The sequence below is a fragment of the Hymenobacter jeollabukensis genome (genome assembly GCF_005771675.1).
GTDB classification, from domain to species: domain Bacteria; phylum Bacteroidota; class Bacteroidia; order Cytophagales; family Hymenobacteraceae; genus Solirubrum; species Solirubrum jeollabukense.
This window is the reverse complement of record NZ_VAJM01000003.1, coordinates 592,256-606,046: the sequence shown is the minus strand read 5'-3', so window position 1 is coordinate 606,046 and position 13,791 is coordinate 592,256. Positions and strand designations below refer to the sequence as shown.

The window sequence follows — 13,791 nt, the reverse complement described above, 5'->3', positions numbered from 1 at the left end:
GTCGGGAGAGTAGATAAAGGTGAGTAAGCGGGTAGATAGGCAGGATGTTTGCTCGCGGGCAACCTTTCTGCTCTACGCTCTACGCATGTGCGCTTTTACTCATCTCAATCGATACTCCGCTTCCACCGGAAAGTGGTCGGAATACGGCATGTCGCGGCGCACGCGGCAGCCCAGCACCCGAAACGGCGGGCCGGCAAACTGCTGGTCGATGCGCAGCAGCGGCAGCTTGCCGTTGTAGGTGGCGCCCACGCCCAGGCCCACCGTGGCCCAGGCGTTCTGCAGGTGGTCGGCCAGCTGGTCGTAGCTATAGCTGTAGGGCAAATCGTTCAGGTCGGCGCAGAGCAGCACCGGGTAGGGGCTGCGCTCGATGCGCCCGACCAGGGTATCGACCTGCACACTGCGCTGCACCATGCCGCGCTTGAAGCGCCGCAGCAGCCCGATACTCTTGGCCTTGAATCCGGCCTTGCTGCTGTAGCTGTCCACGATGTCCTGCTCGGCCATGCTCATGCTCTGCAGATGGGCGTTGAACACGCGCACGGTGTCGCCCTGGGGCAGGCGCAGGTCGGCCCACATGGCGTGGTTCTGGGTGAGGCGCCCGAACTGAATAACCCCCCGGCGCACGATGGGAAAGCGCGAAAAGATGGCCAGCCCGAACTTGGCGCCGAGGCGGTTGGTGAGCGTGGTCGAGACAAACGCCCGCCGGCCGCTGAGCCGGCCGAGCTGCCGCTCGGTGTTGAACACGGTGCCGTCCTGCGTGGGCCGGGGCTCGGTGTAGAATTCCTGCAGGCAGAGCACGTCGGCCGGACTGTCGGCCAGGTAACGGATCATGGTCTTGGTCGAAGCCAAGTCCGGGTCGCGCAGCTGGGGGTACACGTTGAAAATGCGCACGTTGGCGCTGACCATCCGTACCGACACCGAATCGGCGGCCGGGGTGGCGGCGGGCAGGTGCAGGGCCAGCCCGCGCTGCAGGTGCGGCCAGCAGAGCAGCAGCGCGGCCAGGGGCAGCAGAGCCACCGGCCAGCGGCGCAACACCCAGTATGTCAGCCAACCACCATTCACGGCCAGGGCCACCGGCAGCGTGAGGGCCCCGAATGCGGCGGGCCAAAGCAACCTTGTCGGCACTTGCATGCACCCTATGGCCAACACGAGCCAGGCCAGCGTGAGCAGCGTGAGCTTGAATGCAAATGAACGACGCACCGGATACCAACCAAACCTTGAAGCCGCAAACCTACGACGCATTTCGGCGCCAATCACATGATCAGGTGAGCCGGGCACGAACGCGCCTGTTTCGTTGTACCTTCGAAGTAATCCTCTATTAACGTCCCATGTTTCTTTCTACCCTCGGCCGGGTGGCTGCGCTGCTTGGCCTGTTGTCCCTTCCCACCCTGGCGCAGGCCCTCAGTGAGCCGCCCGCCCGCAGCCTGGAGTTCATCGAGAACAAAGGCCAGTGGGACACCCGCGCCCGCTACGCCGCCCCGCTGCCCGCCGGCCGCTTGTTCGTAGAAGCCACCGGCCTGACCTATTCCTTCGTCGATCCGCAGCAGTTGGCGGCCCACCACCACCACGGCAAGGAAGGCGCCGCGGCCACCGACAAGATGCACGGCCACGCCTACAGCATGCGCTTCGTAGGGGCCCGCAGCGGCGCCACCCTGCAGCCCACCGTGCCCACCGGCGAAGTGCGCAACTACCTGCTCGGCAACGACGCCAAGCGCTGGGCCCAGGGCGTGGGCGGCTACCGCGAGCTGCGCTACCAGGGCCTGTGGAACGGCATCGACGCGCACCTCTACGAAAACCGCCAGGGCCAGTTGGAATACGACTTCGAGCTGGCCGCTCGGGCCGACGCGGGCCGCATCCGCCTGCGCTACGACGGCGCCGACCGCCTGCAGCTGCGCCCCGACGGCGTGCTGGAAATCGGCACCTCGGTGGGTACCGTCACGGAGCTGGCTCCGCAGGCTTGGCAGCTCGACGCCAATGGCCGGCAGCAGCCGGTGAGCTGCCGCTACGTGCTGCAGGGCCGCGAAGTGCGCTTCGAGCTGGGCCGCTACGACCATACGCGCCCGCTGACCATCGACCCGACGGTGGTATTTTCCTCGTTTACGGGCTCGACCTCCGACAACTGGGGCTTCACGGCCACCTACGACCAGCAGGGCAACATGTACTCCGGCGGCATTGCCTTCGCCGCCGGCTACCCCACCAGCCCGGGCGCCTTCGATACTTCCTTCGGCGGGGTTATCGACATGGCCATCATCAAGTACAACAGCGCCGCCACCGGCAGCGCCTCGCGCCTGTGGGCCACCTACATCGGCGGCAGCGGCGCCGACGTGCCGCACAGCCTGGTGGTGAACAACCAGGGCGACCTGCTGGTGCTCGGCACCACTTCTTCCGCGAATTATCCGGTGACGGGCAACGGCTTCGACCAGCATTTCGAGGGCGGGCCGAGCTTTGCCCCGCTCAGCGGCCTGAGCTACACCGCGGGCTCCGATATCGTGGTGACGCGCCTGAACAGCAGCGGCTCGGCACTGGTGGGCTCGACCTTCCTCGGCGGTACCAACAACGACGGCCTGCTGACGACCACCGGCTCCTTTAACCAGCTGGTGCACAACTACGGTGACCAGTTCCGCGGCGACATCACGGTGGACAGCGACGACAACGTGTACATTGCCAGCAGCACCGCGTCGACCAACTTTCCGCTGGTGGGGGCGGTGCAGACCAGCCACCGCGGCGGCCTCTACGACGCGGTGGTGGCCCGCCTCTCGCCCACGCTCAGCGCCCTTACGTTTTCCAGCTACTTCGGCGGCTCGGGTGCCGATGCGGCCTACTCCATTCAGATTAACGCGGCCCGGGACATTTACATCGGCGGCGGCACCACCAGCGCCGACTTGGAACCCATCAGCGGCGCTTACCAGACCAGCCTGTTCGGCGGCGTCGACGGCTACATTGCCCGCCTCTCGCCCAACGCAGGCAGCAGCTACCAGGCCCGCCGTGTGACCTACCTGGGCACCGGGCAGCACGACGAGGTGTACTTTCTGCAGCTCGACGGGCTGGGCGGGGTGTACGCCCTGGGCCAGACGCGCGGGCAGTGGCCCATCGTCGGCAACGTGTATTCCAGCGCCAACGGCCGGCAGTTCGTCAACAAGCTGGCGCCCGACCTGGGCAGCGCGGTGCTGAGCACGGCCTTCGGCACCGGCCGCAGCAACCCGGATATTTCGCCCACGGCCTTTCTGGTCGACCAGTGCGAGCGGATTTACATCTGCGGCTGGGGCGGCGACATCAACGGCGGCAGCTACGGCAACGAGGACACCCGCGGCCTGATTACCACCAGCAACGCCATTCAGCGCACCACCGACGGCAACGACTTCTACCTGATGCAGCTGGCGCCCTACGCCACGACGCTGGAATACGCCACCTACTTCGGCGGCAGCGGCGAGGAGCACGTCGACGGCGGCACCTCGCGCTTCGACCGTCGCGGCTTCGTGTACCAGGCCGTATGCGGCGGCTGCGGCGGCTCGTCGAGCTTCCCGATTCCGCCCGGCGCCGGCTCTTACTCCACCCGCAACGGGGCCTCGAACTGCAACAACGCCGCCTTCAAGATTGACTTCGGCATGAACGTGGCCGTGGCCGGCCCGAACCAGAGCGTGTGCGTGGATGCGGGCTCGATGCGCCTGGGCGGCTCGCCCGCGGGCGGCACTTGGGCGGGCACCGGCGTCACGGGCTCGGTGGCTGCGGGCTACACCTTCGCACCGGGCACGGCCGCCGTGGGTACGCACCAACTGACCTACACGGTGGCCAGCACCGGCACCTGCGTCACCACCAGCACCCTGAACATGACGGTGCTGCCCATCACGCCCGTCACCTTCGCCCTGCCCCCGCAGATCTGCCTCTACGAAGCACCCATTCGTCTGACGGCCACCGTCGTCGGCGGTACCTGGAGCGGCCCGGGCGTCACCGGCGACCAGTTCAACCCCCAAGCGGCGGGTCCGGGCACGCACACCATCACCTATAATCTACCCGCGCTGCAGTGTGGCTCGGCTTCGCAGCGCATTCTGGTCAACAACGTGCCCGTCGTGGTAGCGGGCCGCGACACGGCGCTGTGCTCCTTCCAGCGCAGCGGCTACCGCCTGCAGGGCTCCCCCGCGGGCGGCACCTGGAGCGGCCCCGGCTGCACGCCCGACGGGCAGTACACCCCGGTGCCCGGCAGCAGCGGCCCGGTGATGCTCACCTACACTTACCGCGCCACCACCGGCTGCCTGAACGCGTCCCAGCTGCGCGTGATGCTGGTGCCCGAGGACCGTACCAACCAGGTTCTGGAGCTGCCGACCTGCCCGCTGAAGCCCCGTCCTGGCGAAGACATGCCCTTCTACACCGGCATGGCCCCGTTTACGCATACCTTCAATCACGACCTGCTCTTCGCCAACAGATACGAGTGGAATTTTGGCGACGCGGAACGCAGCGACATCGTGCAGAGCACCGAGCAGTTTCCGACGCACGTGTATGCCAAGCCCGGCAAGTACCAGGTGAAGTTCACGGCCTACTACAACTCGTCCTGCTCCTCGACCACGCGCTTCGCCCCGGTGTACGTCGGCGACCCGTTCATTCCGAACATCATCACCCCCAACGGCGACGGGCAGAACGACACGTTTGAGCAGCGCCTAAGCTGCCTGCCGGTGACCATCAAGGTATTCTCGCGCTGGGGCAATCAGGTGTACGAAACCCAGAACTACCAGAACGACTGGGCCGGCGGCCTGAAGGGCGGCGGCAACCTGCCCGACGGTATTTACTATTACCACCTAGTTGATACGGAGGGCCGCACGGCCAAGGGCTGGCTGGAAATCCGCCGCTAACCCGCCATTATCCCTGCCTGACAGACCACCGAATGTGCTACATTCGGTGGTCTGTCCTTTTCCGGCTGTTTGTGGTGCGTCCCTTACTTCTTCTGCTTTTGAGCTTGCTGGCCCTGCGTGCCCCGGCGCGGGCCGCAAAGGCGCCACCTGACCACCTGGAATTCATCGAAAACCGCGGGCAGTGGGCCGCCGCGGTGCGCTACTCCGCCACCGTGCCCGGAGGGCAGCTCTACGCCGAAGCCCGCGGCCTGACGTACGTGCTGACGGAATCCTTCGATCCGCATCGGCACCCGACGGGCACCTCCGGCGAACGGCCGCCGCTACCTGCTCAGGTACGCGGCCACGCCGTGCAGCTGGAATTTATCGGCGCGGCGGCGGCGGCCCTGGAACCCGCCGGGCCCACCGGCGAAGTGCGCAACTACTTCCGCGGCAACAACCCGCGCCGTTGGGCCAGCCAGGTGCCCGGCTACCGTGAGCTGCGCTACCGCCGGCTCTGGCCCGGTATCGATGCGCACCTGTATGAAAATGCGCAGGAGCAGCTAGAATACGACTTTGAGCTGGCCGCCGGAGCCGATGCGGCCGTTATCGGCCTGCGCTACACCGGGGCCGAAGCCCTGCGCCTGCGCCCCGGCGGCTCCCTGCAGCTGCAGACCTCGGTGGGCACCGTCACGGAGCTGGCCCCGCGGGCCTGGCAGCTCGACGCCCGCGGCCGGCGCCAGCCCGTGGCCTGCCACTACGTGCTGCAGGGCCGCGAAGTGCATTTCCGTCTCGGCCGCTACGACCACAACCGCCCGCTGACCATCGACCCGACGGTGGTATTTTCCACCTATACCGGCTCGCGCAAGGACAACTGGGGCTTCACGGCCACCTACGACCAGCAGGGCAACCTGTATTCCGGCGGCATTATTTTCGGGGTGGGCTACCCGGCCTCGCCCGGCGCCTTCCAGGTGCGCCCCGCCGATTCGCTCGACATAGCCATCATCAAGTACAATACCGCCGCCACCGGCCCGGCCGCGCGCGCGTGGGCCACCTACCTCGGCGGCTCCCGGGCCGATTACCCCGAAAGTATGGTGGTCAACAACCAGGGCGAGTTGCTGGTGCTCGGCACTTCCTCCTCGGCCGACTACCCGACCACCCCGGGCGCCTACGACCGCAGCTTCAACCTCGGCACCGCCGTCGACCCGTACTCCTACGGCATGGGCTACCTGATTCCGGCGGGCACCGACATCGTGGTGACGCGCTTCAACGCCAACGGCTCGGCGCTGCTGGGCTCGACCTACCTCGGCGGCAGCGGCAACGACGGCATTCTGGATCCGCAGGGCGCGGCCAGCCCGCTGGCGCATAACTACGGCGACCCGTTTCGCGGCGACATCATCGTCGACGCGGCCGACAACGTGTACCTCGCCTCGAACACCACGTCCGGCAACTTTCCCGTGCCGGGCGGCTTCCAAACCACCTACCGCACCGCTTCCGACGCGGTGGTGTGCAAGCTGAACCCGGGCCTGACCAGTCTGCTCTGGAGCAGTTTCCTGGGCGGCTCGGGCGCCGATGCGGCCTATTCGCTGCAGCTCGGGGCTGCGGGCACCCTGTTCGTGTGCGGCGGCACCACCAGCCTCGATTTCCCCACGCCCGGCACACCCCTGCACGCTACCGCCCGCGGCGGCTCGGCCGATGGCTTTGTAGTACGCATCGGGGCGGGCGGCACCCTGGAACGCGGTACATACTTGGGCACCAGCAGCTACGACCAGGCTTATTTCGTGCAGCTCGACACCGACGGCGACGTGTACCTGCTGGGCCAGAGCCTGGGCAGCTACCCCGTCACGGCGGGTCGCTACGTCAACCCCGGCAGCCACCAGTTCATCCACCAGCTCGACACCAACCTGCAGACCACCGGCTTCTCCACCGTGTTCGGCTCGGGCCGCAGCACCATCGACATTTCGCCCACGGCCTTCCTCGTGGATCAGTGCGACCGGATTTACGTCAGCGGCTGGGGCGGCGAGTTGAACAACCACTTCCCGCCATTCGGCACCAACGGCACCACCCTGGGTTTGCCCGTATCGGCAGGCGCCGTGCAAAGCACCACCGACGGCGGCGACTTTTACCTGCTGGCCCTTTCGCCCGCGGCCCAGGCCCTCGAATACGCCACGTATTACGGCTCTTACGATCTGAACGTGGGGGACCACGTCGACGGCGGCACCTCGCGCTTCGATCCGCGCGGCGTCGTGTATCAATCGGTGTGTTCCTGCGGTTCGGGCCAATGGCCAGTGCCCCCGGGTGCCAATACCTATAGTCCCCTGCAAGGCCCAGGCACCTTTTGCAACAACGCGGCCATCAAGTTCAGCTTCGAAATCAGCGCGGCCGCGGCCGGTGCCGACCGAACCATCTGCGCCACGGCTGCCCCGCTACGCCTGGGCGGCACACCCTTCGGCGGCGTGTGGTCGGGCCCGGGCGTGAGCGGCTCGGTGGCGGCGGGCTTCTTCTTCACGCCCAGCCTGGCGCTGCTCGGGCCGCAACGGCTGACGTATTCTTACCTCGCTCCCGGCCAGAGCCAGTGCTCCAGCCAGGATGATTTGCTGGTGACCGTCACGCCCCCGCCCACAGTCACCTTTGCCGCGCTGCCGCAGAGTGCGTTCTGCCTATCAGCCACTTCGGCGCCGGTTGTCACGCTGCACGCCACCCCGGCGGGCGGCACCTTCACCGGCCCCGGCGTGCGCGATTCTACGTTTTCGGTGGCTCTGGCCGGCGCGGGCACGCACACGCTTACTTATAGCTACAGCCAGAACGGCTGCACCGTGCAAACTACCCGGCAGGTCAATGTTTCGACGCCACCCAACGTGCGACCCGGCCCCGATACGCTGCTCTGCGCGGGCAGCCTCCAGGCCGTGCAGCTGCGGGGTACTCCGGCGGGCGGCACCTGGAGCGGCCCCGGCATCACGCCCGGCGGGGTGTTTACGCCCCCCGCCGTCTTCAATGCCGCCGTTGTACTCACGTACACGGTAACGATGGGCGCCTGCACCGCCTCGGCCACCCGGCGCGTGAGCCCGGCGGCAGCACCCGTCGTGACGGCCACCTGGGCGCGCGTGCAGTGCCCCGAGGACCGTGAAGCCCCGCTGCGGGTGCGCTTCAGCCTGAGCAGCCGCACAACCTTGGCCGCCGCCGATGTACGCTGGGACTTCGGCGACAGCACCGTCGCCACCGGCCTCACGCCCGAGCACGTGTACCGCCATGCGCGGCAGTTTCAGCCCAAGGTCACCGTGGACTACAACGGTGGGCGTTGCAGCATCAGCCAGCCAACACCGCCCGTGGAGGTGCTGGCCGTCCGGCCCGTGCCCAACGTCATTACGCCCAACAACGACCAGCTCAACGACGTGTTTGAAGTCACCCGGGGCTGCCCGCCGCGCCTGCGGGTTTTCTCGCGCTGGGGCAACCAGGTGTACGAATCGGCCGCCTACGCCAACGACTGGAACGGCGGCACCCAGCCCGCCGGCGTGTATTACTATCTGCTCACGTTTCCCGACGGCCGCACCGTGAAGGGCTGGCTGGAAATCGTGCGCTGAGGCCGGGGCTTGCGCTGGGCCCGGCAATGTTGTATCTTTGCCGCACTTACTTCAGTATCACGAGAGGGGACGCCAGTCCCCTCTTTCTTTTCCCACCCATCACCTTGCCCATGAGTTTCGACCGCAACCGCATTCAGCAGATGCTGGACGCCAGCCTGCCGGGCCCCGAGTACTTCGTGGTGAGCCTGACGGTGAGCAATACGGCCGCCCGGCCCAAAATCACCGCCACCATCGACGGCGAAGACGGCATTGGCATCGACGAGCTGAGCAGCACCACTCGCCGCCTGATCCGCCAGATCGACGAAGCCTACGGCGAAGAAGCGGCCTACAACCTGGAAGTCACCACCCCCGGCGCCGACCAGCCCCTGACCGACCCGCGCCAGTACGCCCGCCACGCCGGCCGCACCCTGGCCCTGAAGCTAGCCGACGGCCGCGAGCTGGAAGGCACGCTGGAAGAGACTACGCCCGAAGGCCTCCTGCTCACGGAAGTGGTGAAAGAAAAAAACAAGAAGAAAACCCTGCCCACCGCCCTGTTCCCCTTCGCCGACATCAGCGAAGCCCGCGTGGTCATTTCGTTTAAATAAGGTGATTGTTGAATTGTCAAATTGCTAAATGGCTGGCTTTTCGCCCAGAAAACACAGAACAACCATTTAACAATCAACAATTTAACAGTTTAGCAATTTAACCATTCCCATAATGAACACCCTCAACCTCATCGAGTCATTCTCGGAGTTTGCCAAGTTCAAGAACATCGACCGCCCCACGATGATGAGCATCCTGGAGGAGGTGTTCCGCACCATGATCCGGAAGAAGTTCGACGACGACTCCAACTTCGACGTCATCATCAACCCCGACAACGGGGACCTGGAAATCTGGCGCAACCGCGAAATCGTGGACGATGAGTCGGAGGATATCTGGGACCACGACAAAATTCCGCTGTCCGACGCGCAGAAGATCGAGCCCGATTTCGAGGTAGGCGAGGAAGTATCGGAGCAGGTGAAGCTGGAGGATTTCGGCCGCCGCGCCGTGCTCATGGCCCGCCAGACGCTGATTCAGCGCGTGAAGGACCTGGAGCGCGACAACCTCTACCAGAAATACAAGGACATGGTCGGCGAAATCATTGCCGGCGAAGTGTACCAGGTGTGGGGCCGCGAAACCCTCGTGCTCGACCAGGAAGAAAACGAGCTGAGCCTGCCCAAAACCGAGCAGATTCCCAAGGACCGCTACCGCAAGGGCGACACCATCCGCGCCGTTGTGCACCGCGTCGACGTGCTGAACGGTGCCCCCAAAATCATCCTGTCCCGCGCCGCTCCGGCCTTCCTGGAGCGCCTGATGGAGCAGGAAGTACCGGAAATTGCCGACGGCCTCATCACCATCAAGAACATCGTGCGCGAGCCGGGCGAGCGGGCCAAAGTCGCCGTCGAGAGCTACGACGACCGGATCGACCCCGTTGGTGCCTGCGTAGGTATGAAGGGTAGCCGCATCCACGCCGTGGTGCGGGAGCTGGAGAACGAGAACATCGATATCATCAACTACACCGACAACCTGGAGCTGTACATTCAGCGTGCTTTGTCGCCGGCCCGCATCAGCACGATGAAAATAAATGAACAAACCGGGCGGGTTTCGGTGTTCTTGAAGCCGGACCAGGTTTCACTGGCCATCGGCCGGGGCGGCGCCAACATCAAACTGGCCTCCCGCCTCGTGGGCATGGAAATCGACGTTTTCCGCGAAGCCGATTCCTACGAAGAGGATATCACGCTGGAAGAGTTCAGCGACGAAATCGAGCAGTGGATCATCGACGAGCTGAAGAAAATCGGCCTCGACACCGGCCGCGCCGTATTGGCCGTTAACAAAGCTGATATCGTGCGCCGCACCGAGCTGGAAGAAGAAAACGTGGAGGAAGTTTTCCGCGTCATCCAGGCCGAATTTGACGGCGAAGACGAGGAAGAAACGCCCGCTGCGGAGCCCGCAACGGACGAATCGACCGAGGAGAAAGAGTAACCCGCGGCCCGGCCCTGTACGTAAGGGCCGGAGCCGCTCGGGCACAGTCCGGCGGAAGACCTGCCTGAATAGGTGGGTTTTCCGCCGTTTGGCAATAATTAAATCGTACTTTTGCACCCAACTACGAGTATCGAGCGCAACCCAAGAATGGCGGAAGCAGCAAGCAAACGACTGAAACAAGCGGCCACGGACCTGAACGTCGGGACCCACACTATTGTGGATTTTCTCGCGGCGAAGGGAATTTCTGTTGAAAATAAACCCACCACGAAGCTCTCGGCCGATCAGGTTGCGTTGCTGAATAAGGAGTTTGCTTCGTCGGCCCAGGACAAGGCCGAGGCCGCACGGCGCGGCCAGACCCTGCGCCACACCGAGCTGGAACAGGCCTCCCAGGCCAAAGAAGCCGCGGCGAAAGCCGCCGCCCCCGCCCCAGCTCCCAAACCCGTGGAGCCCGCCAAGCCTGCTGCCCCGCAGCCGGCCCCGGCTCCCGTAGCGCAGGCCCCGGCTCAGCCGGCCGCGCCCCAGGCACCCGTCGCCCCGGTCAGCAACGACCGGCCGGTACCGGGCCTGAAAGTATTAGGCAAGATCGAACTGGACGCCAAGGGCCGTCCGGTGCCGCCGCGCCCGGCTCAGCCGGCCCCCGCGCCGACGCCGGCTCCGGTGGCTACTCCGGCTCCCGCACCAGCTCCAGTGGCGGAAGCCAAGCCAGAACCAGCCCCGGCCCCCACGCCGGCTCCGGTAGCGGAGGCGCCAAAGCTCGCTCCGGCTCCGGTAGCCGAAAAGCCCGCGCAACCCGCGCCCGCTCCGGCACCCACCCCGGCACCCACGCCCACGCCCGCCCCGACTCCGGCTCCCGTGGCTGAAGCTCGTCCGGCGGCGCCCGCAGCTCCGGCTCCCGCTCCTACCCCCGCGCCGCAAGCAGCCCCCGTGACTGAAGCCAAGCCGGCTGCTCCGGTAGCCGGGGCGCCCGCTGCCCCGGCCGCTCCTGCGGCCCCGGAAGCTCCCGCTGCCGGTGGCGAAGGCGACCAGGGCACCATCGTAGCCCGCGGCGAGCAGCTGAAGGGTCTGACGGTACTCGGCAAGATCGAGCTGCCGGTGGACGCCTCGCGTCGTGGCGGTGGCCGTGGTGCCCGCCCGGTAGCGTCTTCGGACGTGCGCAAAGCTGGTATCGGCGATAAGAAAAAGCGTGCCCGTATTGCCGTGCCCGGTCAGGGTCAGCAAGGTGGTGGGCAAGGCCAAGGCCAGCCCGACAACCGTCCTACCGGCACCGGCTACATGGGCAACCGCCCCGGTGGTGGCCCGGGTGGCAACCGTCCGGGTGGCCCCGGCCAGGGTAACCGCCCCGGCGGTGGTCCCGGCGGCAACCGTGGCGGCAACAACCGCCCGGTGACGCCCGCTCAGCCCGGTTCGCCCGAGCAGAACGATAAGCAGATTCAGGACCAGATCAAGGCTACGCTGGCCCGCCTGAGCGGCGGCCGCGGCGGCAACCAGCAGAACCGCGCCAAATACCGCCGCGACAAGCGCGCCGGTATTGCCGAGGCTACCGAGCTAGCCCGTCAGCAGAGCGAACTGGCCTCGAAGACCCTGAAGCTGACCGAGTTCATCTCGGCCAACGACCTGGCTTCGCTGATGAACGTGTCGGTGAACGAGGTTATCAAGGTCTGCCTGAACATGGGCATGTTCGTGTCCATCAACCAGCGCCTCGACGCCGAAGCCATTACCGTCATTGCCGACGAGTTCGGCTTCGACGTGGAATTCCTCTCGGCAGAAGACGAGCAGGATGTGGCCGTGGTGGAAGAAGATGATCCGGACGCACTGCAGGATCGGGCACCGATTGTGACCATCATGGGCCACGTCGACCACGGTAAGACCTCGCTGCTGGACTACATCCGGGATGCGCAGGTGGCCAAGGGCGAAGCCGGCGGTATCACCCAGCACATCGGGGCCTACGAGGTGAAAACGGCTTCGGGCCGCAAAGTCACCTTCCTCGATACCCCGGGTCACGAAGCGTTTACCGCCATGCGTGCCCGTGGTGCCAAGGTGACGGACATTGCCATCATTGTGGTGGCCGCCGACGACTCGGTGATGCCGCAGACCAAGGAAGCCATCAACCACGCGCAAGCAGCTGGTGTGCCGATTGTCATTGCCCTAAACAAGATTGATAAGCCGGGTGCCAACCCCGATAAGGTCCGCGAGGAACTGTCGGCCATCAACATCCTGGTGGAAGAATGGGGCGGTAAGTACCAGTCGCAGGAAGTGTCGGCCAAAACCGGTGCCGGCATCGAGGATCTGCTCGAGAAAGTGCTGCTGGAAGCCGAACTGCTGGAGCTGAAAGCCAACCCCGACCGCCGCGCTGTGGGTACCGTTATCGAAGCCTCGCTCGACAAGGGTCGCGGCTACGTGACGACCATCCTGGTGCAGACGGGTACGCTGGAAGTCGGCGACATCGTGCTGGCTGGTCCGCACCACGGCCGCGTGAAGGCCATGACGGACCACCGCGGCAAGAAGATGAAGACGGCCGGGCCCTCGACCCCGGTGCAGCTGCTCGGTTTGCAGGGTGCCCCGCAGGCCGGTGACAAAATTGTGGTGATGGAAACGGAGCGCGAAGCCCGCGAAATTGCCACCCAGCGTCTGCAGCTGCAGCGCGAGCAGTCGATGCGCACCAAGAAGCACATCACGCTCGACGAGATTGGTCGTCGTCTGGCTATCGGTTCGTTCAAGGAACTGAACATCATCGTGAAGGGCGACGTGGACGGCTCGGTGGAAGCCCTGTCGGACTCGCTGCTCAAGCTCTCGACCGGCGAAGTGGCCGTGAACATCCTCTCCAAAGGGGTGGGCGCCATTTCCGAATCGGACGTGCTGCTGGCTTCGGCCTCCGACGCCATCATCATCGGCTTCCAGGTGCGTCCGTCGCTCAGCGCGCGGAAGCTGGCCGAGCAGGAGCAGATTGACATCCGCCTCTACTCGATCATCTACAACGCCATCAACGAGGTGAAGGACGCCATGGAAGGCATGCTCGCCCCGACGGTGCAGGAAGTGACGGTGGCCACCATCGAGGTGCGCCAGGTGTTCAACATCACCAAAGTCGGCACCATTGCCGGCTGTATGGTGACGGACGGCACCATCACCCGCAACACCAAGGTGCGTCTGGTGCGCGACGGTATCGTGCAGCACACCGGCAACATTCTGGCCCTGAAGCGCTTCAAGGACGACGTCTCGGAAGTACGCCAAGGCTACGAATGCGGTATCTCGCTGAAAGGCTTTGATGATCTGCGCGAAGGCGACATCATCGAGGGCTTCGACGAGAAGGAAGTAAAACGGACGCTGTAAGCCTCGGCTGCGCAGTGCAAATAGAGCCCCGACCGGAAACGGCCGGGGCTTTTTTTGGCCCCGGG

General features: G+C 65.5%; 6 protein-coding genes. 5 read left to right on the top strand and 1 reads right to left on the bottom strand.

Annotated features, from left to right (window positions below; translation table 11 throughout):
* Positions 1 to 99: 99 nt before the first annotated feature.
* Positions 100 to 1,197, bottom strand: a complete 1,098-nt coding sequence (locus tag FDY95_RS09865) for an endonuclease/exonuclease/phosphatase family protein (RefSeq protein ID WP_171025620.1) — start codon at positions 1,195 to 1,197, stop codon at positions 100 to 102.
* 128 nt (positions 1,198 to 1,325) lie between these two features.
* Here FDY95_RS09865 and FDY95_RS09860 point away from each other — a divergent pair, with 128 nt between their 5' ends.
* From FDY95_RS09860 to infB, 5 genes are all read left to right on the top strand, one after another.
* Entirely contained in the window at positions 1,326 to 4,841 is a 3,516-nt protein-coding gene (locus tag FDY95_RS09860) for a DUF7948 domain-containing protein (RefSeq protein ID WP_138077229.1), read from the top strand.
* Between the two features lie 98 nt (positions 4,842 to 4,939).
* The gene (locus FDY95_RS09855) at positions 4,940 to 8,398 is read left to right on the top strand and encodes a DUF7948 domain-containing protein (protein WP_171025619.1); all 3,459 of its coding nucleotides are present in this window, start codon (positions 4,940 to 4,942) and stop codon (positions 8,396 to 8,398) included.
* 110 nt (positions 8,399 to 8,508) lie between these two features.
* Positions 8,509 to 8,982 carry a ribosome maturation factor RimP gene (locus FDY95_RS09850; protein ID WP_246073978.1) on the top strand — a complete coding sequence of 158 codons (474 nt, stop codon included), beginning with the start codon at positions 8,509 to 8,511 and terminating at the stop codon, positions 8,980 to 8,982.
* 112 nt (positions 8,983 to 9,094) lie between these two features.
* Positions 9,095 to 10,399, top strand: a complete 1,305-nt coding sequence (gene nusA, locus FDY95_RS09845; RefSeq protein WP_138077225.1) for a transcription termination factor NusA — start codon at positions 9,095 to 9,097, stop codon at positions 10,397 to 10,399.
* 147 nt (positions 10,400 to 10,546) lie between these two features.
* Positions 10,547 to 13,726 carry a translation initiation factor IF-2 gene (infB, locus tag FDY95_RS09840; protein ID WP_138077223.1) on the top strand — a complete coding sequence of 1,060 codons (3,180 nt, stop codon included), beginning with the start codon at positions 10,547 to 10,549 and terminating at the stop codon, positions 13,724 to 13,726.
* Positions 13,727 to 13,791: the final 65 nt, after the last annotated feature.

What these genes read in the sequence shown, in the direction of transcription:
- infB (WP_138077223.1), top strand. Translation starts at nt 10,547, where the DNA reads ATGGCGGAAGCAGCAAGCAAACGACTGAAACAAGCGGCCACGGACCTG.
- FDY95_RS09860 (WP_138077229.1), top strand. Translation starts at nt 1,326, where the DNA reads ATGTTTCTTTCTACCCTCGGCCGGGTGGCTGCGCTGCTTGGCCTGTTG.
- nusA (WP_138077225.1), top strand. Translation starts at nt 9,095, where the DNA reads ATGAACACCCTCAACCTCATCGAGTCATTCTCGGAGTTTGCCAAGTTC.
- FDY95_RS09850 (WP_246073978.1), top strand. Translation starts at nt 8,509, where the DNA reads ATGAGTTTCGACCGCAACCGCATTCAGCAGATGCTGGACGCCAGCCTG.